The sequence below is a fragment of the Hydrogenophaga pseudoflava genome (assembly GCF_004353865.1).
Taxonomy (GTDB): Bacteria; Pseudomonadota; Gammaproteobacteria; order Burkholderiales; family Burkholderiaceae_C; genus Hydrogenophaga; species Hydrogenophaga pseudoflava.
This window is the reverse complement of sequence record NZ_CP037867.1, coordinates 4,601,820-4,624,507: the sequence shown is the minus strand read 5'-3', so window position 1 is coordinate 4,624,507 and position 22,688 is coordinate 4,601,820. Positions and strand designations below refer to the sequence as shown.

The following is a 22,688-nucleotide window of genomic DNA, read 5'->3' as shown; positions in this document are numbered from 1 at the left end:
CGGGCGCGGCTGGCATGGATCTTGGAAGGTTGAGTGCTCCGGACCCGACCCGAACCCCGATGAGCCTGCGCATCCTCTACGACGAACACAGCGGTGCGCTGAGCTACCTGCTGGCCGACGAAGCGGCGCACGAAGCCGCCCTGGTCGACCCGCGCAGCGGCGACCGGCCGGTGCTGATGGCCCTGCTGGACGAGGCCGGCCTGCGCCTGCGCTGGGTGTTGCGCACCCACGAGCACCACGGCCACGATGACCAGCCGCCCGGCGAATTCGGGCGACTGCTGCACCTGGGGGCGCCGGTGGTGCAGGGCGCCCGGCGCGAGGGCGTGTGCAGCGTGGCCGACGGCGAGCGGCTGCCGCTGGGCGCGGGCTTCGTGCAGGTGCTGCACACGCCGGGACACACCGCCCATTGCCAGAGCTACCTCTGGCAGGACCGCATGTTCTGCGGCGACCTGCTGACCGCCGACGCCTGCCCGTGGCAGCCCCGGCCGGCCCTGCCGGCGGCGCTGTGGGACAGCGTGCAGCAGCGCATCTTCACCCTGCCCGACGAGACCCTGCTGTTCGCGGGCCACGAGCGCCGGGCGCGGGCGGTGACCACGGTGCTGGAGCAGCGGCGCTGGAGTCCCCACTTCGCCGGTCTCACCCGCGACGGGTTCTTCGCCCGTGTGGGCCCGAAACCTCTGCACCGCCGGACATGAACACCCACCACCAGCCCCCCTGCGGCCCGAACCCCGACCACTTCCCGCTGCTCGACAACGAGCTGGACCTGCTGTCCGAACTCGTGCCGCTGGCGGGCCAGCGCATCATCGAACTGGGTTGCGGCAACGCGCGGCTGGCGCGCGGGCTGCTGGAGCGCCATGCGGACAGCGAGGTGGTGGGTCTGGAGGTCGATGCGGTCCAGCACGCGAAGAACCTGTCGCAGCCCCGGGAGCGGCTGCAGTTCCTGTCCGCCAGCGCCGAGGCCGTGCCCTTTGCGCGCCAGAGCTTCGACGGCGCGCTCATGCTCAAGTCGCTGCACCACGTGCCCATTCCCGCCATGGACCGCGCGCTGGCCGAGGTGGCGCGGGTGCTGCGGCCGGGCGGCTGGTTCTATGTGAGCGAGCCGGTTTACGGCGGCGCCCTCAATGAGATCGTGCGCCTCTACAACGACGAGGGCGTGGTGCGGGCCGCCGCCCAGGCCGCGCTGGACCGCGCGCTGGTCAACGGCAATCAATGGGAGGCGGTGGCCGAGCGCCGGTTCGCCCAGCCGGTGCACTACCCCGACTGGCCCAGCTTCGCCCAGCGCATGCTCTACCCGAGCTTTGCCGACCACCAGATCACGCCGGAGCTCGAAGCCCGCGTGCGCCGCGCCTTCGAGCCGCACCTCGGCGCGGACGGCGCCCGCTTCGTGCGCCCCCTGCACGTGCGCCTGCTGCGCCGCAGGCGCTGAGGCGGCGGCGGCCGCTCAGATCTGGGCCGCGGGGTCCTGCGCCGGCTCGTTCAGCGCGCGGATGGCCTGGTGGTGCGTGAGGAACACCTGCCCCGAGAGCCGCTCCAGGAAGTCGCTGCGGTGCAGGCGGTCCATCACCGGGCCCTTCACCTCGCTCAGGTGCAGCCGCACGCCGGCGTCCTGCAGGTTGCGGTGGATGCTGCGCAGGCTCTCCAGCGCGCTGGCGTCGATGTCGTTCACCGCGGTGCACTGCAGCACCACGTGGCGAACCCCGGGGTGGGCGGCCAGCTCGGCGGTGATGCGGTCTTCCAGGTGGCGCGCGTTGGCAAAGAACAGGCTCTCGTCCACCCGCAGGCCCAGGATGTGCGGGCGCGTCACCACCTGGTGGCGCAGCACGTTGCGGTAGTGCTCGGTGCCGGGCACGTTGCCCACCACGGCGATGTGCGGGCGGCTGCTGCGCCAGATGTGCAGCGCCAGCGAGGCGATCACGCCGACGGTCAGGCCGGTGACCAGGTCGACCAGCAGCGTGACGGAGAAGGTCAGGGCCTGGGCCGCGAAGTCGGCGCGCGCGTAGCGCCAGTTCAGCGGGAAGCTGCGGAAGTCGATCAGCGAGCCCAGCGAGATCAGGATGGTCGCGGCCAGCACGGCCATGGGCAGGTCGTGCAGCCAGGGCGTGAGGAACAGGGCCGTGAAGGCCAGCAGCACCGCGGTGATGATGCCGGCCGCCGGGGTGCGGCCACCGCTTTCGGCCACCACCGAGGTGCGCGAGAAGCTCGCGCCGACGGCGAAGGCGCCGGTCAGGCCGGCCGCCAGGTTGGCGCCGCCCATGGCCCGCATCTCGGCGTTCACGTCGATGCGCTCGCGCCGCTTGGCGGCCATGCCCTGGGCGATGGAGATCTGCTCGATGAAGGTCATCACCGCGATCAGGAGGGCCGGCACCATGAGCGCCCGCACGGTGGACGTCGGCAGCTCCAGCAGCGGCGCCAGCACCAGGCTGGGCAGGCCCTGTGGAATCTCGCCCACCACCGCCAGCCCCTGCTGCGGCCAGCCCAGGGCCGTGGTGAGCGCGATGGACAGCAGGATCACCAGCAGCGGCGAGGCCTTGCCGGCCAGGTCCGCCGCCACCGCCGGCACGCCCAGGCGGCACAGCAGGGGCTTGAGCCAGCGCCGGGCCGCCCACAGCAGCGCCAGCGCGCCCAGGCCCACGGCCAGGGTCAGGCCATGGACCTCACCGAAGTGTGCGGCCAGGCTGCGGGCGAAGCCGGGCACGTCGTCGCCGCTCAGGGGCATGCCCAGCACGTGCTTGAGCTGGCTCATGCCGATCAGCAGGCCCGAGGCGGTGATGAAGCCCGAGAGCACCGGCTGGCTCAGAAAGCTGGCCATGAAGCCCATGCGCAGCGCGCCCATCACCAGCAGGGCCAGGCCCACCATCACCGCCAGCACCGCACTCGCGGCGATGAAGTCGGCGCTGCCCGCGCCCACCACCGTGCCCACCGTCGCCAGCGACATGATGGAGCGCAGCGCCGAGGGCCCGGGGCCCAGCACCGTGCTGCTGCCCATGAGCGCGTAGATGACCATCGGCACGATGCTGGCGTACAGCCCGGTCACCGGCGGCATGCCGGCCAGCATGGCGTAGGCCAGGCTCTGCGGGATCAGCAGCAGCGTGACCACGGCCGAGGCCGTGATGTCGGCGGCCAGCAGCGGGCGGTTGTAGGTCCGGCCCCAGCGGAGGATGGGGAACCAGTCGGTGAGGGTGGAGCGCATGCGGGCAGGCGGAGCGGGTGGTGGTGGCGGTATTTTCAGGGACGGCCGATACACTGGCGGCCACCCCGAACCCCGCGCCGCCCCGGCGGGCGAACCACCACCACAGGCCTCCCCATGGAACTGCGTCAGCTGCGGTACTTCGTGCGCATCGTCGAGCTGGGCTCGATGAGCCGCGCCGCGACCGACCTGGACCTGGTGCAGTCGGCCCTGAGCCAGCAGATCACGCGACTGGAAAGCGAACTCGCCACCCGACTGCTCCACCGCACGCCGCGCGGCGTGGCGCCCACCGAGGCGGGCGTGGCCTTCTTCCGCGAGGCCCAGCTGACCCTGCGCCACGCCGAGCAGGCCACGCGGGCCGCGCAGCAGGCGCGCCTGTCGGGCTCGGTGTCGGTGGGGCTGGCGCCCACCACCTCGGCGGTGCTGGGCCTGCCGCTGATGCAGGCCATGCGCGAGCGCTACCCCGACGTGCGCCTGCACATGGTCGAAAGCATGTCGGGCCACCTCACGGCCATGCTGAACGCGCGCCAGCTCGACCTCGCAGTGCTGTTCGACACCCGCCTGCACCAGACCCGGCAGGATGGCGGCGGTCGCGGCTGGAGCGTGATGCCGCTGCTGGAGGAAGACCTGTTCCTGGTGCAGCGCGCGGGCGCGCCGCACCTGCCGGCCGAGATCGCCATCGCCGACCTGGCCGGGGTGCCGCTGATCCTGCCCACCGGGCCGCACGGCCTGCGCAGCACGCTGGACACGGCCTTCGCGGGTGCCGGCATTGCGCCCAGCGTGGTGCTGGAGGTCGATTCGCTGGCCATGGTCATGGCCGCGGTGGACGCGGGCCTGGGCGCCACGCTGCAGCCCTGGGCGGCGCTGGGGCGTTACCCGGACGCGGCGCAGCGCTTCCAGTGCGCGCGCATCAGCGACGCTCCCGCGCGCCGCGTGAACCTGCTGTGCAGCCTGTCCGACGACGAGCTGTCGCCGGCCGCGCTGGCCGCGCGCGTGGTGCTCAAGGACTGCGTGCGCACCCTGCTGGGCGAGGGCCGCTGGTCCGGCGCCTCTGCGCTCGCGGCACTGCCCGACACCCATCACATCCCGTGATACCCCCATGACGGGGGCCCGCTGCACAGCGGGCGACGGTCTTCCTACAGTTCTTCACGCGCCGGATCGGCTCCGGCGCTCCCCGAGAGAACACGAAGGAAACCCATGTCAAAGGACCCCGATGTCCTGGTGATCGGCGGCGGCAATGCCGCCCTGTGCGCCGCGCTGATGGCGCGCGAAGCCGGGGCCAGTGTGCTGCTGCTCGAAGCCGCGCCGCGTGAATGGCGCGGCGGCAATTCCGCCCACACCCGCAACCTGCGCTGCATGCACGACGCGCCGCAGGACGTCCTGGTGGACGCCTACCCCGAAGAGGAGTTCTGGCAGGACCTGCTCAAGGTCACCGGCGGCAAGACCGACGAGGCGCTGGCCCGGCTGGTGATCCGCGCCTCGGCCACCTGCCGGCCCTGGATGGTGCGCCACGGCGTGCGCTTCCAGCCCTCGCTCTCGGGCGCGCTGCACACGGCGCGCACCAACGCCTTCTTCATGGGCGGTGGCAAGGCCCTGGTCAACGCCTACTTCCGCAGCGCCGAGCGCCTGGGTGTGCAGGTGCGCTACGAATCGCCGGTGGACCGCATCGAGCTGGACGGCGACCGCTTCGTGGCCGCCTGGGTCCGGGGCGAGCGCATCACCGCGCGCAGCTGCGTGCTGGCGGCCGGCGGCTTCGAGTCAAACCGCGACTGGCTGCGCGAGGCCTGGGGCCAGAACGCCCGCGGCGAATGGCCCTCGGACAACTTCCTGATCCGCGGCACCCGCTTCAACCAGGGCGTGCTGCTCAAGCAACTGCTCGACCTGGGCGCCGATGCCATCGGCGACCCGACGCAGGCCCACATGGTCGCCATCGACGCGCGCGCGCCGCTCTACGACGGCGGCATCTGCACCCGCATCGACTGCGTGTCGCTGGGCGTGGTGGTCAACCGCGAGGCGCGCCGCTTCTACGACGAGGGCGAGGACTTCTGGCCCAAGCGTTACGCCATCTGGGGCCGCCTGGTGGCACAGCAGCCGGGGCAGGTGGGCTTTTCCATCATCGACGCCAAGGCCATCGGCCGATTCATGCCGCCGGTGTTCGCCGGCGTGAAGGCCGACACCCTGCCTGAGCTGGCGCAGAAACTCGGCCTCGATCAGGCCACCTTCATGCAGACCCTGAACGACTACAACGCCGCCTGCCGCGTCGGTACCTTTGACCACACCGCACTGGACGATTGCCACACCGAGGGTGTGGCTCCCGCCAAGACGCACTGGGCGCGGCCCATCGACACCGCGCCTTTCTACGGCTACATGCTCAAGCCCGGCGTCACCTTCACCTACCTGGGCCTCAAGACCGACGAGACCGCGGCGGTGCACTTCGGCGGACGGCCGAGCGCCAACCTCTTCGTGGCCGGCGAGATGATGGCCGGCAACGTGCTGGGGCAGGGCTACACCGCGGGCGTGGGCATGAGCATCGGCACCGCCTTCGGTCGCATCGCGGGCACCCAGGCCGCGCAGGCCGTGCTGAAAGGAGCGCGCCATGCAAACGCTTGAAGCCCTGGCCCGTGATGCCCGCGCCCTGGCGAACGGCGAGGTCGTGCTGTCCGCGCCCGAAACAGAGGTCGCGCGCCAGATGCAGATCTGCAACGCCTGCCGCTACTGCGAAGGCTTCTGCGCCGTGTTCCCGGCCATGACGCGCCGGCTCGCATTCGGCCAGGCCGACATCCACTTCCTGGCCAACCTCTGCCACAACTGCGGCGCCTGCCTGCACGCCTGCCAGTACGCGCCGCCGCACGAGTTTGCGGTGAACGTGCCGCAGGCCATGGCGCAGGTGCGCGGCCAGACCTATGCGGACTACGCCTGGCCGCCCGCGCTGGGCCGGCTCTACCAGCGCCAGGGCCTCACGCTGTCGCTGGCGCTGGCCGCCGGCCTCGCGCTGTTCCTGGTGCTGGCCGTGGTGCTGCAGGGGCAGGGCCTGGGCGCGCTGTGGAGCGCGCCGGGCAGCGACTTCTACGGCCTGTTCCCGCACAACCTGCTGGTGGGCCTGTTCGCACCGGTGTTCGGGTTCGCCACGCTGGCGCTGGGCTTGGGTGTGCGCCGCTTCTGGCGTGAGATCACGCCCGCCACCAGCGGCGCGCCGCTGTCGGCGCCCGCCACGGCCGAGGCGACCGGTGCTGTGCTGCGTCTGAAGTACCTGGACGGTGGCCATGGCGACGGCTGCCACAACGAGGACGACGCCCACACGCTGGCGCGCCGGCGCTACCACCACCTCACCTTCTACGGCTTCCTGCTGTGTTTCGCCGCCACCAGCGTGGGCACGCTCTACCACTACCTGCTGGGCCTGCCCGCGCCCTACGACCTGCCCAGCCTGCCCAAGCTGCTGGGCGCCGTGGGCGGCCTGAGCCTGGCCATCGGCACGGCGGGCCTGTGGCGGCTGAACCTGCGCCGCCACCCGCTGCACGGCGACGCCGCGCAGAAGCCCATGGACCGCGGCTTCATCGCCCTGCTGTTCCTCACCGCCACCAGCGGCCTGGCCCTGTGGGCCGCGCGCGGCACCCCCGCCCTGGCGCTGACGCTGTGCCTGCACCTGGGCGCGGTGATGGCCCTGTTCGCCACCATGCCCTACGGCAAGTTCGGCCACGGCATCTTCCGCACCGCCGCGCTGCTGCGCCACGCGGTCGAGAAGCGCCAGCCCAACCCCATCGGTCTGGGCGCCGACTGAACCGGCGCCTCGTTCCCTCTCTGCGGCGGGTCCGCCGCGGCCACCCACCCTTTTCCCCCACCCCACGAACCTCACCGAGGAGACCTTGCCATGCACAAACGAGCCTTCCTGCGCGCCACCGCGCTCGCCCTGTCCACCCTGTCGCTGGCGGGCCTTGCCCAGGCGCAGGACTTCCCGCCCAAGAAGCCGGTCACGCTGGTGGTGGGGTTTGCGGCCGGCGGCGCGGCCGATGCCGCCGCGCGCCTGATCGCCAAGAAGCTGGGCGAGAACATCGGCCAGTCGGTGATCGTGGAGAACAAGGGCGGTGCGGGCGGCAACATCGCGCACCAGTACGTTGCCAAGGCGGCGACCGACGGCTCGGTGCTGCTGTTCGGCTCGGTCGGTCCGCTGACCATCGCGCCCCACCTGATGAAGCTGGCCTACGATCCCTTCACCGACCTGGCCCCTATTTCGGGCGGCGTGAACTTCCCCAACGTGCTGGTCGTGCACAAGGGCGTGGGCGTGAAGACGCTGGCTGAATTCGTGCAGCTGGAAAAGAAGAAACCCGGCAGCGTGGACTACGCCTCCACCGGTCCCGGCTCGGCCTCGCACCTGGCGGGTGAGCTGTTCAACCAGCGCGCCGCCATCGACATGGTCCACGTGCCCTACAAGGGCGGCGCGCCCGCGCTGCAGGACCTGCTGGGCGGCCGCATCGCCGCCTACTTCTCGGCGCCGCCCACGGCCATGCCGCACATCGAGAGCGGCAAGCTGGTGCCCCTGGCCACCACCGGTCTCACGCGCCCGGCCTACCTGCCCAACATCCCCACCGTGGCCGAGGCCGGCTACCCGGGCTTCGAGGCGCTGAACTGGTACGCCTTCGTGGCGCCTGCCAAGACGCCGGTGCCGCTGCTGGACCGCTGGAACCAGGAAATCGTGAAGGTGCTCAACGACCCGGGCGTGAAAGAGGCCCTGATGCACCACGGGTTGACCCCCCAGCCCACCACGCGGGCCGATTTCGCGGCCTTCATGAAGAAGGAATCGGCCCAGTGGGCCGCCACCATCCAGGCCCGCAAGATCACCGCGGACTGATCACGCCGCGGGCCGCCGCGCTCAGGGGGCGTTCGCGGCCTCGGTGTGGATCACGCCCCCGCCCAGGCAGACCTCGCCGTCGTACAGCACGGCGCTCTGGCCGGGCGTCACCGCCCATTGCGGGTCGGCAAAGCGCAGCGTGAAGCCGGTGTCGTCCACGACCAGCGAGCAGGGCGCGTCGCTCTGGCGGTAGCGCGTCTTGGCGGCGATGGCCGACACCGCCGGCGCCTCGCCCGCCACCCAGCTCACATCCTCGGCGCGCAGGCTGGGCGCCAGCAGCCAGGGGTGGTCGTGGCCCTGCACCACCCACAGGATGTTCTTCTCGACGTCCTTGCGCGCGACGAACCAGGGCTCGTGCTCATTGCCGCCCTTCTGCGCACCCTTGGCCTTCACGCCGCCGATGCCCAGGCCCTGGCGCTGGCCCAGCGTGTAGAACGAGAGGCCCACGTGCTGGCCAATCGTGCGGCCCGTCGGGTCCTTGATCGGCCCCGGCTCTTTGGCGATGTAGCGGTTGAGGAAATCGCGGAACGGCCGCTCGCCGATGAAGCAGATGCCGGTGCTGTCCTTCTTCTTCGCGTTGGGCAGGCCGATCTCGGCCGCGATGCGGCGCACCTCGGTCTTGGGCAGCTCGCCGACCGGGAACAGGGTCCTGGAGAGTTGCGCCTGGTTCAACCGGTGCAGAAAGTAGCTCTGGTCCTTCAGCGGGTCCAGGCCCTTGAGCAGCTCGTGTTTGCCGGTCGCTTCGTTCAGGCGCACGCGGGCGTAGTGGCCGGTGGCGATCTTCTCGGCGCCCAGGCGCATGGCGTGGTCCAGGAAGGCCTTGAACTTGATCTCGGCGTTGCAGAGGATGTCGGGGTTGGGCGTGCGGCCGGCCTGGTACTCGCGCAGGAACTCGGCGAACACGCGGTCCTTGTATTCGGCCGCGAAGTTCACGTGTTCGATCTCGATGCCCAGCACGTCGGCCACCGAGGCGGCGTCCACGAAGTCGATGTTGGACGAACAGTATTCGCTGTTGTCGTCGTCCTCCCAGTTCTTCATGAAGATGCCGATGACCTCGTAGCCCTGCTCCTTGAGCAGGTGCGCGCTCACCGCGGAGTCCACGCCCCCGCTCAACCCGACCACCACACGTTGCTTGTTTGCCATGGGTGGATTATCCCAGCGGGTGTTCCGGCCGACCCCGGCTTCAAAAAATTGGAACGTGACCGGCGAGGGCATCGAACGATGGCGGCGGGTGCCGGTCCTACAGTGAAACCCATGCCGCCACTCCCGGCGCCACCCACCAGGAATCCGCGATGTCCCGCCTGCCCACGCTCTTCATCTCCCACGGTTCGCCCACCTTCGCCATCGACCCCGGTCAGGCTGGGCCGGCGCTGACCGCGCTGGGCCAGACCCTGCCGCGGCCCAAGGCCATCCTCATCGTCTCGCCGCACTGGATGACGCGCGAGCCGCGCGTTGCCACCACGCCGCGCCCGCAGACCATCCACGACTTCGGCGGCTTCCCGCCCGCGCTCTACCAGCTGCAGTACCCGGCACCTGGCGCGCCCGACGTGGCGCAGCGCGCCATCGAGCTGCTGCGCGCCGCCGGGCACAAAGCCGAGGCCGACCCGCAGTGGGGCCTGGACCACGGTGCCTGGGTGCCGCTGATGCACCTGCTGCCCGATGCCGACGTGCCGGTGTTCCAGGTCTCGCTGCCCGCGCGGCTGGACGGCGAGCGCGCCTACGCCTACGGCCAGGCGCTGGCACCGCTGGCCGAGGAGGGCGTGCTGGTGATCGGCTCCGGCAGCCTGACACACAACCTCTACGAGGTGCGCTTCGACGCGCCCGATGCGAACGCCGAGACCTACGCGCTCGAGTTCGCGCACTGGATCAATGGCGTGGTGACCGGCCGCGACCACGCGCGCCTGCAGCAGACCATGGCGATGGCGCCGCACGCCCAGCGCGCCCACCCCACGGCCGAACACCTGTGGCCGCTGATGGTGGCCGCCGGTGCGGCGGGCGCCGAGGTGCCGGCCACGCGCATCGAAGGGGGCATCACGCACGGTGTGCTGTCGATGGATGCCTTCCAGTTCGGCAACCTCCCTGCCGGTGCGCCCGACGCTGTGGAGGCCTGAACATGAACACCCGAACCGAAGCGCCCGCGGGCGACCTCGTCCTGCACCGCCCCTCAGCGCCCGCGCGCCAGCTGGTGCTGCTGTTCCACGGCGTGGGCGCGAGCCCCGAAGGCTTTGAGCCCCTGGGTCCTGCGCTGGCGCGCGACGACCGCTGGGTCGTGGCGGTGCGCTCGCCGTTCGAGTCCGGCTTCGGCGCCGGCTGGCAGTGGTTCTCGGTGCAGGGCGTGACCGAGGCCAACCGCGCCGAACGCATCGCGGCGGTCATGCCGCGCTTTGCCGAGACCGTGCGGCGCTGGCAGGCGCACACCGGACTTGACGCCGCGCAGACCGTGCTCGCCGGCTTCTCGCAGGGCGCGATCATGTCGCTCGAATCGACGCAGGCCGGCGAGCCGCTGGCCGCGCGGGTGGTGGCGATGTCCGGGCGCTTCGCCGTGCCGCCGCAGACCGCACCGTCGGGCGTGGGCTTCCGTTTCATCCACGGCACGCAGGACCCGGTGATTCCCGCGGCGTTCAGTTCGCAGGGAGCGCAGCAGCTGCAGGCCCTGGGCGCCGATGCCCGGGCCGACCTGCTGCCAGGTCTCGCGCACGGCATCGACCCGCGCGCCCTGGCGCTGCTGGCCCGTGCGCTGGACGAGGTGGCGCCGTGAACGCCGCCGACACCGGCCCGCAGCTGGCGCTGGACATCGGGGCGCGCGAGACCGTGATCAACACCCCCACTGGCACCACCTGGACCCTGCCTGTGGGTTCGGCCACGCTGTGGCCGTTGACGCCGTCGGGGCCCTCGGCGCTGGCGGTGGAGAACGGCATCCAGACCGTGGAGGACGCGATCGAGCGCATCGCGGCCGAAGTGCCGCGCGGCGCGCACATGGTGCTGAGCGGGCGCAGTTTGGCGCCGCTGCAACGCGGCGGTGCCATTGCCGCGCTGGCGCAGGGGTCCATTGGACTGGAGGACATCGAGCGCGAGTACCAGCTGCTGGCGGCCCGGGCGGTGGGTGCGCCCTCGGCGTGTGGCACGGGTTTCGACGATGCGGCAGGAGACGCGGTGCTGCTGATCCTGCGCGAACTGATGCACCACCTGGGGGTGCGGTCGCTGCACGGGCCGGACTGAATCCGCGCGCGCCGTGGCGCGCTGTCACGGGACTTTCACGTGCTTGACATACGCTGGGCTTTGCCGGATTCTGCGTTGCGCCGTTTCCGCCACGTCGGCCGCAATCCCGCGGCCGCGGTTCATGTTTTCGTCATCCACACTGAAAGCACACCCATGAAGAACAAGATCTCCCGCGTGGCCCTGGCCGCGCTGCTGCTGACCGTTGGCGCCGCCCATGCCCAGGACAAGACCCTCCGCCTGATCACCTGGGCCGACTACGTGCCCAAGGACGTGATGGAGCAGTTCACCAAGGAGACCGGCATCAAGGTCGAGGTGACGCTCTCGAACAACGAGGAAATGATTTCCAAGCTGCGCGCCACCGCCGGCGCCGGCTTCGACCTGGCCCAGCCCAGCCAGGACCGCATCGCCGGCCCGCAGGCCGAGTTCGGCATCTACAAGCCGATGGACCTGTCCAAGATCAAGTCCGAGCAGTTCATTCCCTCGATGCTCGAAGCCACCCGCCTGAACACCACCGTGGGCGGCAAGGTCTACGCCGTGCCGCACATCTGGGGCACCGATGGTCTGGTGGTCAATACCAAGACCTCCAAGGCCGCCGACTACACCGACCTGTGCGCGGCCGAGAACGCCGGCAAGGTCAGCATGCGCCTGAAGCGCCCAACCCTGATCGCCTTCGCCTTCTCCATGGGCAAGAACCCGTTCGCGCTGTACAGCGACGCCAAGGCCTACGGCGCGCTGATGGACGACGTGGGCAAGGCACTGACCGAGTGCAAGAAGAACGTGAAGTTCTACTGGGACGGCAAGGACCAGCTGCTGGCGGGCATGCGCTCGGGCGAGCTGACCACGGCCATGATGTGGGACACCGGCGGCTGGGGTCTGAACAAGACCAACCCGGACATCAAGTTCGTCGCGCCCAAGTCCGGCGCGCTGGGCTGGGTCGACACCTTCGCCCTGCCGGCCAAGGGCAAGAACGACGAGGCCGCCTACGCCTGGATCAACTTCAACATGCGCCCCGAGATCGCCGCCAAGGTCGCCACCTCGGCCGGCAACTTCACCGCCGCCAAGGGTGGTGACGCCGGCATGGACCCGGTGCTCAAGAAGCAGTTTGCCGACAGCTTCCCCGAGGCCGCGCTGAAGAACATCAAGTGGTACCCGGCCGTGCCCGCCGGCATCGAGGACATCGAAGGCCGCGTGCTCGACCGCATCAAGGCCGCCAAGTAAGCCGATGACCATCGCCCCCGCCGTGACCGCTGCCGCCGCAGCGGACCGCGCGGGCGCCTACGACCTCCAGATCCAGACCGTCCGCAAGCGCTATGGCGCGTTTGCGGCGGTCGACGACCTGAGCTTCGGCGTCCGTTCCGGTTCCTTCTTCTCCATCCTCGGGCCCTCGGGCTGTGGCAAGACCACGCTGCTGCGCATGATCGCGGGCTTCATCGCGCCCGACGCCGGCGACATCGTGATCAAGGGCCAGTCCATGCAGGGCGTGCCGCCCAACCGGCGGCCGGTGAACATGGTGTTCCAGCACCTGGCGCTGTTCCCGATGATGACCGTGGGCGAGAACATCGCCTACGGGCTGGAGCGGCGGGGCGTGAAGGGGTCGACGGCCAAGACCAAGGTGACGGACATGCTGCGGCGCGTCGGCCTGCCGGGCAGCGAGGGCAAGCGCATCGACCAGCTCTCGGGCGGGCAGAAGCAGCGTGTGGCGATCGCGCGCTCGCTGGTGCTCGAACCCGCGCTGCTGCTGCTGGACGAGCCGCTGGGCGCGCTCGACCTCAAGCTGCGAGAGCACATGAAGGTCGAGCTCAAGCAGTTGCAGGCCGAGGTGGGCACCACCTTCGTCTACATCACGCACGACCAGAGCGAAGCCCTGGTCATGTCCGACCAGGTCGCGGTGATGAACCACGGGCGCTTCGAGCAGCTCGGTTCGCCGCAGGACCTCTATTACCAGCCGCAGACGGCGTTCGTCGCCGGTTTTGTCGGCCACAACAACCGCATCGAAGGCCAGATCGAGACCCGCAACGGCGACCAGGTGCTGCTGCGCACCGGCGGCGGCCTGGGCCTGTGGGCGCAGCGCGTCGGCGCGGTGGACCAGGGGCAGACCGCCAGCCTGTTCATCCGGCCCGAAGCCATCGAGATCGGGCGCAGCCCGCGCGAGCTGCCGGCGGGTGAGCCGGCCTGGAGCGCGACGGTGCAGGCCGTGCTGTTCGACGGCGGCAACTCGACGGTGCAGGTGCAGGAAGCGCGCACCGGCACGCCGCTGCAGATCGCGCTGCCGCTGACCGGCCGCCTGGCCGACCTGCGCGCGGGCGAGACGGTCCATTTTTCCTACCAGCCGTCGCAGGCCTGGTGCTTCGCGGCCTGAGCGGTATGGACGTCGCCGCCCACCGCCGCTGGATGCTGCTCTTCCTGCTCGCGCCGGCCCTGCTCTGGCTGGGCGGGCTGGTGGTGCTGCCGCACGTCGAACTGGCCCTGCTGTCGCTGCAGGCCCGCGTGGGGCCGGGCCAGTACGCGGCCAGCCTGGACCAGTACCGCACCTTCGTCGACGAGCCGCTGTACTGGAACACCTTCGTGCGTACGGCCGTGATGTCGGTGCTGGCGACGCTGTTCACGCTGCTGCTGGCCTTTCCCGCCGCCTGGTACATCGCCAAGGTCGCCCAGGGGCGGCTGAAGATGGTGATGCTGGTGCTGTGCCTGCTGCCCTTCTGGGTGAGCGAGATGGTGCGCACCCTGGGCTGGCTGATCCTGCTGCGCGAGACCGGCGTGGTCTCGGGCCTGCTGCAGGCCACGGGCCTCGCGAACCAGCCGGTCGAGCTGCTGTACCACGACGCCACCATCCTGGTCGGTCTGGTCTACGCATCCCTGCTGTTCATGGTGATCCCGCTGGTCAACAGCCTGGAGAGCCTGGACGACAGCCTGATCGAGGCCGCCTACGACCTCGGCGGCAGCACGGCCAACATCGTGCGCCGCATCGTCATTCCACATGCCGCCCCGGGCATCGCCGCCGGCTCCATCGTGGTCTTCATGCTCTGCCTGGGCAACTACCTCACCCCCACGCTGCTGGGCGGCAAGGACTCGCTCTGGTTCACCGAGCAGATCTACACCCAGTTCATCACCCGCTTCAACTGGAACCAGGGCGCGGCCTTCGGCTTCCTGCTGCTGTTCCTCTCCAGCCTGCTGGTGTGGGCGGGGTTGAAGCTCACCGGGCAACGGTTTGGTGCCGTGATGAAAGCCAGCTGACACCATGATCCCCAGCCTTCCGCGTCCTGCGATCCAGCGATATGGCCTCGCCGCCTTCGTCGGCGCGTTTTTTGTCTTCCTGTTCGTGCCGCTGGTGGTGGTGGCGGTGTTCGCGTTCAACAACGCCGACTACCCGACGCCGCCCTGGATGGGCTTCACGCTCGACTGGTTCTTCGCCGACAGCGACAGCCGCACGGGCCTGCTGCACGACGCCGAACTGCTCAAGGCCATCGGCGTGAGCGCCTGGGTGGCGCTCTGGGTGACCGTGCTGTCGGTGGTGGTGGGCACCTGCAACGCCTTCCTGCTGGAGCGCTTCGAGTTCCCGGGCAAGAGTGCGGTGGCGCTGCTGTCCATGGTGCCGCTGGTGATCCCGGGCGTGATCCTGGGCATCTCCATCCTGGCCTTTGCCAGCCGCATCGCCAACTTCGCCGACGCCACCTGGGGGCTCGAACTGGAGTTCCTGCGGCCCGGTCTGCCGCTGGTGATCCTGGGCCAGTTCAGCTACATCGTGACCATCGCCACGCTGACCATCTCGGCCAGCCTGCGCCGCTTCGACCGCACGCTCGAAGAAGCTGCGTTCAACCTGGGCGCCAGCCGCGCCGCCGTGCTCTGGACCATCACGCTGCCCTACCTGCGCCCGAGCATGATCGGCGCGGCGGCCATGGCCTTCCTGATGTCGTTCGAGAACTTCAACACCACGCTGATGCTGGTGGGCTCGGACGCGCCGCTGACCGTGCTGATGTACGGCCGCATGCGCGAGGGCGCGACGCCGGTGCTCAACGCCGTCAGCCTGTTCCTGATGGTGGCCTCGGCGCTGCTGGCGGTGCTGCTGATGTGGCGCAGCGGGCGTGCGCCGCGCCCCAAAGCCGCCTGAGGCGCGGCGGCGGCCGCACTCAAGAACCGTCGTACAGACGGTCACACAATCACACAGCTTAATTAAGGTCGGGCTAATCCGGCGCCGTTTCAATGCCCGCACCAGCACGTGCTGGGGTGCTATTGAAAAGGATGTTTCCGATGAAATCGATTGCTGTCGCCGCCCTCATGGTCGCCGTTTCCGGTGTCGCTCTGGCCGGTCCCAAGTGCGAGCAGCCCAAGGAAAAGTGGATGCCCGAAGCCCAGTTCAAGAAGGGCCTGGAAGACAAGGGCTACCAGATCAAGACCTTCAAGGTTTCCAAGGGCGAGTGCTACGAGATCTATGGCTTTGACAAGGCCGGCAAGAAGGTCGAGATCTACTTCGACCCCGTGACCGCCGCCGTGCTCGAAACCAAGTAATTCGTGTGACGCGATGAAGACCTCCGCACTCTCCGAGTCCAGCCGCCCGGTCTGGGACCTGTTTGTCCGTGTCTTTCACTGGACCCTGGTCGGCACCGTGCTGCTCAATCAGTTCGTGCTCGAAGAGGGCGAAACGCCCCACGAGTGGGCCGGCTATCTGGCCGCCGCACTCGTGGTCGCGCGGATCGTCTGGGGCTTCATCGGTTCGCGCCATGCGCGCTTTTCGGATTTTTTCCCGACGCCTGGTCGCCTGCGGCAACACTTGCAGGCCATGCGTTCGGGCCGACCGGAGCACCACTGGGGCCACAACCCGCTGGGCGCCCTGATGATGTTCCTGCTCATGGGCCTCGTGCTGGCCCTGGGCGTCACCGGCTGGATGCAGGGCACCGATGCCTGGTTCGGTGAAGAGTGGCTGCAGGAGCTGCACGAGGTGCTGGCGAATGCCCTGCTGCTGTCGGCCGGCCTGCACGCCGCCTCCGCCATCGTGATGGGGCGCATCGAGCGCACCCGTCTGGTCAAGGCGATGGTCACCGGCACCAAAGAGCGGTATTGACCTGCGGCGTGGCACACTGCCGCGCACCATGCTGCGCATCGATCCTTCCGAAGTGGAGTTCACCGCCATCCGCGCACAGGGCGCGGGCGGGCAGAACGTCAACAAGGTCTCCAACGCCGTGCACCTGCGCTTCGACGTGGCCGCGTCTTCGCTGCCCGAGGCGGTGAAAGCGCGGCTGCTCGCGCACGGCGACCAGCGCATCACCGAGCAGGGCGTGATCGTCATCAAGGCCCAGACCAGCCGCAGCCTGGAGCAGAACAAGGCCGACGCGCTGGCGCGGCTGCAGGCGCTGGTGAACGCCGCCGCCCACGTGCCCAAGGCGCGCAAGCCGACGCGGCCCACGCTGGCCTCGAAGCAGCGCCGCCTGGCGGGCAAGGCCAGCCGGGCGCAGATCAAGCAGGGGCGCGGCCGGGTGCGCGGTTCTGAGTGAATCGGTTCGCTTAAGGTGTTTTTAGGGTTTTCTTAAGTGCTATTTAGCAGCGCATCCGGCCACTGATTTTTAGACTTTCTTCCCATGGCAGGCAACGCATGGGGCGCTGTCGCCAGGCAGCAAAAGCGGACCTGGTCCGCACAAGGAAGTCATCATGAAATTCACCCAACAGGAAATGAAACAGCTGGCCGAAGCCAGCCAGGCCGCCGGTCGCGAGGACCTGTACGCCGGCATCCACAAGGCGCTGCGCGCCGTCATGGCCGAGTGCCTGCTGGCGGTCGGCCGCGCCGACCCGACGGACCCGCAGGACGTGACCGACGCCGGGGCCCGTGTCTGCGCGCTCATGGACCTGTGCGTGTCCCACGTGCACCACGAGAACAACTTCGTGCACCCCGCCATCGAGGCGCGCACACCCGGCCTCAGCGCCGACGTGGCGCACGAGCACCTCGGCCACCTGGAGCAGATCGCCCGCCTGCGCGCGGCGGCGCGGCAGCTGGACACACTGCAGGGCGCGGCGCTGACCAGCGCCCTGCACACGCTGTACCTGGACCTGTCGCTGTTCGTGGCCGAGAACCTGCGGCACATGCACGTGGAAGAAACCGAACACAACGCGGCCCTGTGGTGCGCCTACACTGACGACGAGCTGCGCGCGATCCACGGCGCGCTGGTGGCGACCATCCCGCCGGGCGAGATGATGCTGGTGATGCGCTGGATGCTGCCGCAGATGAACGCGCCCGAGCGGCTGGCGGTGCTGGGCGGCATGCGCCAGGAGGCACCGGAGCCGGTGTTCCGCGCGGTGCTCGATGTCGTGCAGCCGCACCTGTCGCCGCGCGACTGGGCCAAGCTGAGCGGTGGGCTGGGCCTGCCCGCCGTGCCAGGGCTGGTGGACGCGGTGTGAGGCGCCGGTCGACCCTCAGGCCTGCACGGTCTGGAGGTCGACCGCGGCGCCCACCCGCAGGCGGAAGCGCCCGCGGCCCGTCTTCTCGATGCGCAGCGCCGGGCACTGCTCCTGCAGGCGGCGCGCAAGCAGCAGCAGCCGCGCCTCGAGGTTGTCCACCACATCGGGCAGGCCCAGCCCGGGGTCGAGCCGCAGTTCGCGGTTGCAGAACTCCTGGCGGCCCTCGCGGCGGTGCACCTGCAGCAGCTTCCAGAGGATGGCGCCGGCCACGCCCTTGATGAGGTAGGCGTTGTTGATGAAGACGCTGTGGTTGGCCGGGTAGTAGCGCACCTGCAGGGCCGGTCCCCGCGGGGGCGCCGCGACCGGCTCGGGGGTGTCGTCCTCGGGGTGCTCGCCCACCTCCGGCGTTTCCTGCAGCCGGTCGATGGCTGCGGCCAGCTGGCCCGCCAGCGTGACCAGCAGGTCTTCATCCTCGAAGCTGAAGCGCAGGTCCTGCGGGCTTTCGACGAACAGCACGCCCAGCACCCGGTCGCCCGCGCGCAGCGGCACCGCCAGCTGGCTGTGGGGCTCTGGCAGCCCGGGGTAGGGGATCTCGGTCATGTCCTCCGGCGCCAGGCCCCGGTCTTCGAGGCCGCTGCGCACCGCCTGGCTGTAGAGGTAGGCGCTGGTCATGTGCGTGATGCGCACCGGCGTGCCTTCGCGGGCGGCCACGCCGATGACGCCATCGCCCAGCGCGATCTCCGATCCCACGCCCGAGGTCGGGTAGCCGCGGCTGGCGACGGTGTAGAGGCGCAGCGTGGCGGGGTCGGCGATCAGCACCATCGCGTGGGCGATGTCCATGTCGTGTTCGAGCGTCTGCAGCGTGGCCTCCAGCGCCTCGTCCAGCGTGGTGGCGCGGGCCAGCCGCTCGCTGCCGCGGCGCAACGCGCCCAGCAGGCTGCAGCGCGGCGCGCTGCCAGGCAGTGGCTCGCCGGCCACCCGCTCGATGTCGAGCACCTCGTAGATGTCGGAGCCGCGCAGCACGAAGACGCTGGCCATGCCGCTGTGCGAGGCGATGCCCGCCAGCTGCGCCTTCATGCTCTCGAACACCGGGCCGCCGGTTTCGGTGCGCAGATAGCGCAGATGCAGCCGGTAGAACTGTGCCGTCACCGGGTGCAGCAGCAGCACGGTGGCGCGCGGGTGCTCCAGGATGTTGCGGCGCGTCTTGTTGAAGAACTGGAACGACAGCGCCACATGCCGCTCGTCCACATGGAACACCTGCGAGATGTAGGCCACGTTGGGCGTGCCGTCTGCCGCCGTGGTGGCCATGATGGCCGGGATGGCCCCTTCGAAACAGGGGCGCACCTCGCCCAGCGTGACCGTGCTGTTCATGCCGGCCCCCGCAGCGGCTGGCCCGCCCGGGGGCCGGGGGTCTGGTCGAAGGCCTGCTCGGGTGCGAAGGTGACGGCGCTCAGGTCGTCCAGGCGGTGCGCCAGCATGGCGGCGGCGAAGTCGGGGGCGAAGCCGATGCGGCCCAGCTCGCCCTGCATGGCCAGCAGGTAGCGCTGCAGCGCGGGCACATCGTCGGGTGTGACCTCGCGCAGGCGCGCACTGTTCGATTTGAGCTGCACCGTGCGGTGGCTGTGGGGCTCGCTGAACACCACCGCGACGCGACCGGTGCGGGCCACGTCGCGCAGCAGCTGCACCGACTGCCCGCGGTTGAGGAACACCGTGACCTGTTCGCCCTGCGGTCCCACCTGGCTGCCCACCGCTCGCATCAGGCTGGGCGTCAGGTCAGGCCCGCACGAGCTCACGATGACCGACACGCCGCGCGCCATCATGGCCAGCAGTTCCGGGGGCAGCAGCGGGGGAGTGCCTGGGGTTTCCAAGGGGCAGCGCCTGTGTCGGGAAAACCGTGGGTAGGAGCCGCCGATGATAGTGAGCCGCCCGTGCGCGGCCAAGTGCGGGCCGCGGCGGACGATGGTTTGCTCAGTTGCGTGGCGCAGTTTCCACGAAGCTGCGCAGCGACCACACGAGCGAGGGTTCGAGCACGCCGTCCCAGGGCGGCATGTGCACGATGCCGAACTTCTGTTTGCCGTAGCGGACCGATTTGACGAAGAAGTGGTCGGCGTCCGACAGGCAACGCTGGCGCAAGGCAGGGTCCTTCACGCGCTGGCAGGCCATGCCGATGCGGCGCAGGTCGGGGGCAGGTGAGCGCATGCCGTTGGCGTTCTCGCCGTGGCAGCGGGCGCAGGTCTGGTTGAAGATGGTGCCACCGATGCGGGCTGCGTCGGCGTTGCCGCGCAGGGGGTTGAGGTCGGCCCAGCCGGGTGCGATGGCCGGCAAGGCGGCGGTGTCCACGTCCGGGCGCTTGACGTCGGCGTCGGCCCGTGCCGTCAGGACGGTGAGGGACAGACCCAGCAGGCACAGGGCCCGCGATGCGCTGAGGGGGTGCGTCATGGTCAGTCCCAGCCCTTCGGACAGCCCTGGCAGTCCACCATGTTGGACGATGGGAAGACCGAATAGAGCATGACGTTGCCGTCGAACACCGCGCCCTGCAGGTTGACCTGGTTGAACTTCGCCTCCTGCAGGTTGTTGCCGATGAAGCGGGTGCCCAGGAACCAGGATTTGTCGAGCCGCGCGATCTCCAAGCTGGCGCCGTTGAATTCTGCCCCCGAGAAGTCCGAGCGCAGCAGGCGTGCGCCTTCGAGGTCGGTGCCGTAGAAGCGCACCCTCTTCAGGTTGGCGTTGGACACGGTGGCCTTGGACAGCCTGGCGCCGGTGAGGTTCGCACCTTCCAGATCGGCCACGGCCAGGTTGGCACCGCGCAGGTCGGCCCGGGTCAGGTCGGCCCCGCGGAAGTCGGCACCGGCCAGGTTGCTGCCCACCAGGTTGGCATGGCGAAGGTCGGCGCCGGGGCAGCGGGTGTAGGGCCAGATGGGACAGCCGTTGATGACCAGCGGCTGGTCGGCGTCGGTCGGGGCTTCGGTGCCAGGCGCCTGTGCGCCGGCGCCGGCGCACAGGGCTCCCAGCACCGCGGGCGCCAAGCGCCGGATGAGTGGCGTGAACATAGTGGGTGAAAGAAAAAAAGACCTGACCCGCCCAGAGGATCGGAGGGGGCGTGCCAGGTCAACGCAAAGGGTGAATCAGCGCGAAGCCACCTGTTTGGGCAGCTTGAAGACCCACATCGATCCCCCCTGGGACACCTGCTTGGTCAGCTCGGCCATGTCGCCGCCCCACAGCGGCACCGCGCCGCCGTAGCCCGACTGGATGCCGATGTACTGCTCGCCGTCCATCTCCCAGGTGACGGGGATGGAGACAATGCCCGAGCCGGTCTGGAACTTCCACAGCTCCTTGCCGGTTTTCTGGTCGAAGGCCTTGATGTAGCCGTCGGACGTGCCGGTGAACAGCAGGCCGCCGGCGGTGGTCAGCGTGCCGGCCCAGAGCGGGAACTGCTCCTTGTGCTCCCAGGCAATCTTGCCGCTCACCGGGTCGATGGCGCGCAGCACGCCCACGTGGTCGTTGAACAGCTTCTTGATGCGGAAGCCCTGGCCCAGGTAGGCCGCACCCGGCTTGTAGGTGATCTTCTCCGCCCAGTAGTCCATGGCCCAGTGGTTGCCCGGGATGTAGAACAGGCCGGAGTCCGGGCTGTAGCTCATCGGCATCCAGTTCGTGCCGCCCAGGAAAGGCGGCGAGACGAAGATGCTCTCACCCTTGTCCTGGCCGTCTTTGGGCTGCGGCGGGTACTGTGCGTCGACCACCTGGGGCATGCCGGTTTTCAGGTCGAAGCCCTTGGTCCAGGTGATGCCGTCCACGAAAGGCCAGGCGTTGATGATGGCGTTCTGCTTCCAGGGGTGGCCGCCGCCGGCCTTGGCGAGTTTTTCGCGGTCGGTCACGAAGAAGTAGCCGTTGCGGTCGGCGTGGGCCGAGGCCTTGACCACCTTGCCAGTCTTGGGGTCCTTGTAGTCGAACAGCAGCACCGAGTTGTTGCCCGAGAAGTCCCAGGCGTCGTTGGGTGTGTGCGAGAAGAAGCCTTTGAGCTCGCCGGTGGTCGGGTCCACGTAGGCCTGGCCCGAGGTGTACAGGCTGGGCCAGTTGATCGGCTTGTCGCCAGGGGCGGTGCGCTTCCAGGTGTTCCACGGCGCGGGGTTGCCGGTGCCCACGACGATGGTGTTGGTCTCGACGTCGAAGGACGCCGTCTGCCAGGGAGCGCCGCCGCCGTGGCTCCAGGCCTCGACCTTGCCGGTGGGCGAGTTCGGGTCGTTGGGCCACGTTGGGGCCTTGGGGTCGCCGGTCGGGGTGCTGGGCTGGCCGTTGAGGCGACCCACGTGGCCCTCGACAAAGGGCCGGGCCCAGAGCTCCTTGCCGGTGTCCACGTCGCGGGCGTAGAGGAAACCGACGACGCCGAACTCGTCGCCCGAGGAACCGTGCACCAGCATCACCTTGCCGGTCTTCTGGTCCTTCACGATGAAGGGTGCGCCTGTCATGGTGTAGCCCACGGCGTGGTCGGCAAACTTCTCTTTCCACACCACCTTGCCGGTGGCCCGGTCCAGCGCCACGATGGACGCGTCCAGCGTTCCGAAGAACACCTTGTCGCCGTAGATGGCCGGGCCGCGGTTGACCACGTCGCAGCAGGGGCGGATGTCTTCGGGCAGGCGGTGTTCGTAGCTCCACAGGCGCTTGCCGGTGCGCGCCTCAATGGCGACGAAGCGCGAGTACGACGCGGTGGCGTAGATCACGCCGTCGTGCACCAGCACCTGGCCTTCCTGGCCGCGCTGTTTCTCTCCGCCGAACGAGTAGCTCCACACCGGCAGCAGCCCGGCGACGTTCTGGGTGTTGATGGTCTTGGCCGGGCTGTAGCGCTGGGCGGTCAGGCCCAGGCCGTAACTCAGCACATCGCCGGTGGTCTTGTGGTCGTTCGCGATGTCTTCCCAGGTCACCGGCTTGGCGGCATGGGCGGTCGCGGTCAGCAGGGTGGCCAGTGCGAGCGCAATGTGGCTCGGCCGCGGGGTGAACGCAGGGCGTGCGGTCATGGTGGGTCTCCTCGGTGTGGGTGGTGGCTGCCGGGTC

General features: G+C 69.7%; 24 protein-coding genes. 17 read left to right on the top strand and 7 right to left on the bottom strand.

The genetic code is table 11. The annotated features are described in order from the left end of the window. The first annotated feature begins 59 nt into the window (after nt 1–59). Together HPF_RS22260 and HPF_RS22255 are read left to right on the top strand one after the other, a co-directional pair. Nucleotides 60–695, top strand: coding sequence for an MBL fold metallo-hydrolase (locus HPF_RS22260; protein ID WP_133157859.1), 636 nt, complete (start codon nt 60–62; stop codon nt 693–695). Continuing rightward, nucleotides 692–1,426 carry a class I SAM-dependent methyltransferase gene (locus HPF_RS22255; protein ID WP_207959240.1) on the top strand — a complete coding sequence of 245 codons (735 nt, stop codon included), beginning with the start codon at nt 692–694 and terminating at the stop codon, nt 1,424–1,426. Before HPF_RS22260 ends, HPF_RS22255 begins: the two co-directional genes overlap by 4 nt. A 15-nt stretch (nt 1,427–1,441) precedes the next feature. Here HPF_RS22255 and HPF_RS22250 read toward each other — a convergent pair whose 3' ends face one another. Further along, complete coding sequence (locus HPF_RS22250; RefSeq protein ID WP_133157858.1) at nt 1,442–3,190, bottom strand: SulP family inorganic anion transporter; 1,749 nt, start codon at nt 3,188–3,190, stop codon at nt 1,442–1,444. 114 nt (nt 3,191–3,304) lie between these two features. Between HPF_RS22250 and HPF_RS22245 the strand changes: the two genes are divergently transcribed. From HPF_RS22245 to HPF_RS22230, 4 genes are all read left to right on the top strand, one after another. Further along, nucleotides 3,305–4,279 carry a LysR family transcriptional regulator gene (locus tag HPF_RS22245; protein WP_133157857.1) on the top strand — a complete coding sequence of 325 codons (975 nt, stop codon included), beginning with the start codon at nt 3,305–3,307 and terminating at the stop codon, nt 4,277–4,279. Nucleotides 4,280–4,384: 105 nt separating this feature from the next. Continuing rightward, nucleotides 4,385–5,797, top strand: a complete 1,413-nt coding sequence (tcuA, locus tag HPF_RS22240) for an FAD-dependent tricarballylate dehydrogenase TcuA (RefSeq protein WP_133157856.1) — start codon at nt 4,385–4,387, stop codon at nt 5,795–5,797. Further along, nucleotides 5,784–6,965, top strand: coding sequence for a tricarballylate utilization 4Fe-4S protein TcuB (gene tcuB, locus HPF_RS22235; protein WP_133157855.1), 1,182 nt, complete (start codon nt 5,784–5,786; stop codon nt 6,963–6,965). The genes tcuA and tcuB overlap by 14 nt, the downstream gene beginning before the upstream one ends. 90 nt (nt 6,966–7,055) lie before the next feature. Continuing rightward, nucleotides 7,056–8,033, top strand: coding sequence for a Bug family tripartite tricarboxylate transporter substrate binding protein (locus tag HPF_RS22230; RefSeq protein WP_133157854.1), 978 nt, complete (start codon nt 7,056–7,058; stop codon nt 8,031–8,033). Between the two features lie 21 nt (nt 8,034–8,054). Here the strand turns inward: HPF_RS22230 and mnmA are convergent, their stop codons facing one another. After that, nucleotides 8,055–9,176 carry a tRNA 2-thiouridine(34) synthase MnmA gene (gene mnmA / locus HPF_RS22225; protein ID WP_133157853.1) on the bottom strand — a complete coding sequence of 374 codons (1,122 nt, stop codon included), beginning with the start codon at nt 9,174–9,176 and terminating at the stop codon, nt 8,055–8,057. A 149-nt stretch (nt 9,177–9,325) separates the two neighbouring features. Here mnmA and HPF_RS22220 point away from each other — a divergent pair, with 149 nt between their 5' ends. The 11 genes from HPF_RS22220 (at nt 9,326) to HPF_RS22170 (ending at nt 17,639) form a co-directional block, all read left to right on the top strand. Beyond that, entirely contained in the window at nt 9,326–10,144 is an 819-nt protein-coding gene (locus tag HPF_RS22220) for a dioxygenase family protein (protein WP_133157852.1), read from the top strand. 2 nt (nt 10,145–10,146) lie between these two features. Then, nucleotides 10,147–10,791: an esterase gene (ypfH, locus tag HPF_RS22215; protein WP_133157851.1), complete on the top strand. Its 645-nt coding sequence runs from the start codon at nt 10,147–10,149 to the stop codon at nt 10,789–10,791. Continuing rightward, the gene (locus HPF_RS22210; protein WP_133157850.1) at nt 10,788–11,252 is read left to right on the top strand and encodes a hypothetical protein; all 465 of its coding nucleotides are present in this window, start codon (nt 10,788–10,790) and stop codon (nt 11,250–11,252) included. The genes ypfH and HPF_RS22210 overlap by 4 nt, the downstream gene beginning before the upstream one ends. Nucleotides 11,253–11,405: 153 nt before the next feature. Then, on the top strand, nt 11,406–12,470 hold the full coding sequence (locus HPF_RS22205; protein WP_066259533.1) for an extracellular solute-binding protein: 1,065 nt from the start codon (nt 11,406–11,408) through the stop codon (nt 12,468–12,470). 4 nt (nt 12,471–12,474) lie between these two features. Beyond that, nucleotides 12,475–13,611 carry an ABC transporter ATP-binding protein gene (locus HPF_RS22200; protein ID WP_133157849.1) on the top strand — a complete coding sequence of 379 codons (1,137 nt, stop codon included), beginning with the start codon at nt 12,475–12,477 and terminating at the stop codon, nt 13,609–13,611. A 5-nt stretch (nt 13,612–13,616) separates the two neighbouring features. Then, entirely contained in the window at nt 13,617–14,486 is an 870-nt protein-coding gene (locus HPF_RS22195) for an ABC transporter permease (protein ID WP_207959238.1), read from the top strand. A 4-nt stretch (nt 14,487–14,490) separates the two neighbouring features. Beyond that, nucleotides 14,491–15,360 carry an ABC transporter permease gene (locus HPF_RS22190; protein ID WP_133157848.1) on the top strand — a complete coding sequence of 290 codons (870 nt, stop codon included), beginning with the start codon at nt 14,491–14,493 and terminating at the stop codon, nt 15,358–15,360. A gap of 140 nt (nt 15,361–15,500) precedes the next feature. Continuing rightward, nucleotides 15,501–15,758, top strand: coding sequence for a PepSY domain-containing protein (locus HPF_RS22185; protein ID WP_066157162.1), 258 nt, complete (start codon nt 15,501–15,503; stop codon nt 15,756–15,758). Between the two features lie 13 nt (nt 15,759–15,771). Then, on the top strand, nt 15,772–16,311 hold the full coding sequence (locus tag HPF_RS22180; protein WP_133157847.1) for a cytochrome b/b6 domain-containing protein: 540 nt from the start codon (nt 15,772–15,774) through the stop codon (nt 16,309–16,311). Nucleotides 16,312–16,339: 28 nt separating this feature from the next. Further along, complete coding sequence (gene arfB / locus HPF_RS22175) at nt 16,340–16,741, top strand: alternative ribosome rescue aminoacyl-tRNA hydrolase ArfB (protein ID WP_066156899.1); 402 nt, start codon at nt 16,340–16,342, stop codon at nt 16,739–16,741. 154 nt (nt 16,742–16,895) lie between these two features. After that, a complete protein-coding gene (locus HPF_RS22170; protein ID WP_066156897.1) occupies nt 16,896–17,639 on the top strand; it encodes a hemerythrin domain-containing protein in 744 nt (247 codons plus the stop codon). Nucleotides 17,640–17,654: 15 nt separating this feature from the next. On the opposite strand, the gene HPF_RS22165 is transcribed toward HPF_RS22170, so the two are convergent. The 5 genes from HPF_RS22165 to HPF_RS22145 form a co-directional block, all read right to left on the bottom strand. Continuing rightward, nucleotides 17,655–19,010, bottom strand: a complete 1,356-nt coding sequence (locus tag HPF_RS22165; RefSeq protein ID WP_133157846.1) for a GAF domain-containing protein — start codon at nt 19,008–19,010, stop codon at nt 17,655–17,657. Continuing rightward, entirely contained in the window at nt 19,007–19,507 is a 501-nt protein-coding gene (locus HPF_RS22160; protein WP_243721646.1) for a hypothetical protein, read from the bottom strand. The genes HPF_RS22165 and HPF_RS22160 overlap by 4 nt, the downstream gene beginning before the upstream one ends. A 100-nt stretch (nt 19,508–19,607) precedes the next feature. After that, nucleotides 19,608–20,078, bottom strand: coding sequence for a c-type cytochrome (locus tag HPF_RS22155; RefSeq protein ID WP_066156893.1), 471 nt, complete (start codon nt 20,076–20,078; stop codon nt 19,608–19,610). Nucleotides 20,079–20,080: 2 nt separating this feature from the next. Then, nucleotides 20,081–20,689, bottom strand: a complete 609-nt coding sequence (locus HPF_RS22150) for a pentapeptide repeat-containing protein (protein ID WP_084397364.1) — start codon at nt 20,687–20,689, stop codon at nt 20,081–20,083. A gap of 75 nt (nt 20,690–20,764) precedes the next feature. Then, nucleotides 20,765–22,651, bottom strand: coding sequence for a methanol/ethanol family PQQ-dependent dehydrogenase (locus HPF_RS22145; protein WP_066156890.1), 1,887 nt, complete (start codon nt 22,649–22,651; stop codon nt 20,765–20,767). Nucleotides 22,652–22,688 lie beyond the last annotated feature (37 nt).

Excerpts from the sequence above, each read along its gene's own strand:
- mnmA (WP_133157853.1), bottom strand. The coding sequence starts at position 9,176 with ATGGCAAACAAGCAACGTGTGGTGGTCGGGTTGAGCGGGGGCGTGGAC.
- HPF_RS22155 (WP_066156893.1), bottom strand. The coding sequence starts at position 20,078 with ATGACGCACCCCCTCAGCGCATCGCGGGCCCTGTGCCTGCTGGGTCTG.
- HPF_RS22150 (WP_084397364.1), bottom strand. The coding sequence starts at position 20,689 with ATGTTCACGCCACTCATCCGGCGCTTGGCGCCCGCGGTGCTGGGAGCC.
- HPF_RS22245 (WP_133157857.1), top strand. The coding sequence starts at position 3,305 with ATGGAACTGCGTCAGCTGCGGTACTTCGTGCGCATCGTCGAGCTGGGC.
- HPF_RS22195 (WP_207959238.1), top strand. The coding sequence starts at position 13,617 with ATGGACGTCGCCGCCCACCGCCGCTGGATGCTGCTCTTCCTGCTCGCG.
- arfB (WP_066156899.1), top strand. The coding sequence starts at position 16,340 with ATGCTGCGCATCGATCCTTCCGAAGTGGAGTTCACCGCCATCCGCGCA.
- HPF_RS22255 (WP_207959240.1), top strand. The coding sequence starts at position 692 with ATGAACACCCACCACCAGCCCCCCTGCGGCCCGAACCCCGACCACTTC.
- tcuB (WP_133157855.1), top strand. The coding sequence starts at position 5,784 with ATGCAAACGCTTGAAGCCCTGGCCCGTGATGCCCGCGCCCTGGCGAAC.
- HPF_RS22220 (WP_133157852.1), top strand. The coding sequence starts at position 9,326 with ATGTCCCGCCTGCCCACGCTCTTCATCTCCCACGGTTCGCCCACCTTC.
- HPF_RS22190 (WP_133157848.1), top strand. The coding sequence starts at position 14,491 with ATGATCCCCAGCCTTCCGCGTCCTGCGATCCAGCGATATGGCCTCGCC.
- HPF_RS22230 (WP_133157854.1), top strand. The coding sequence starts at position 7,056 with ATGCACAAACGAGCCTTCCTGCGCGCCACCGCGCTCGCCCTGTCCACC.
- HPF_RS22260 (WP_133157859.1), top strand. The coding sequence starts at position 60 with ATGAGCCTGCGCATCCTCTACGACGAACACAGCGGTGCGCTGAGCTAC.
- HPF_RS22185 (WP_066157162.1), top strand. The coding sequence starts at position 15,501 with ATGAAATCGATTGCTGTCGCCGCCCTCATGGTCGCCGTTTCCGGTGTC.
- tcuA (WP_133157856.1), top strand. The coding sequence starts at position 4,385 with ATGTCAAAGGACCCCGATGTCCTGGTGATCGGCGGCGGCAATGCCGCC.
- HPF_RS22145 (WP_066156890.1), bottom strand. The coding sequence starts at position 22,651 with ATGACCGCACGCCCTGCGTTCACCCCGCGGCCGAGCCACATTGCGCTC.
- HPF_RS22205 (WP_066259533.1), top strand. The coding sequence starts at position 11,406 with ATGAAGAACAAGATCTCCCGCGTGGCCCTGGCCGCGCTGCTGCTGACC.
- HPF_RS22170 (WP_066156897.1), top strand. The coding sequence starts at position 16,896 with ATGAAATTCACCCAACAGGAAATGAAACAGCTGGCCGAAGCCAGCCAG.
- ypfH (WP_133157851.1), top strand. The coding sequence starts at position 10,147 with ATGAACACCCGAACCGAAGCGCCCGCGGGCGACCTCGTCCTGCACCGC.
- HPF_RS22180 (WP_133157847.1), top strand. The coding sequence starts at position 15,772 with ATGAAGACCTCCGCACTCTCCGAGTCCAGCCGCCCGGTCTGGGACCTG.
- HPF_RS22165 (WP_133157846.1), bottom strand. The coding sequence starts at position 19,010 with ATGAACAGCACGGTCACGCTGGGCGAGGTGCGCCCCTGTTTCGAAGGG.
- HPF_RS22200 (WP_133157849.1), top strand. The coding sequence starts at position 12,475 with ATGACCATCGCCCCCGCCGTGACCGCTGCCGCCGCAGCGGACCGCGCG.
- HPF_RS22250 (WP_133157858.1), bottom strand. The coding sequence starts at position 3,190 with ATGCGCTCCACCCTCACCGACTGGTTCCCCATCCTCCGCTGGGGCCGG.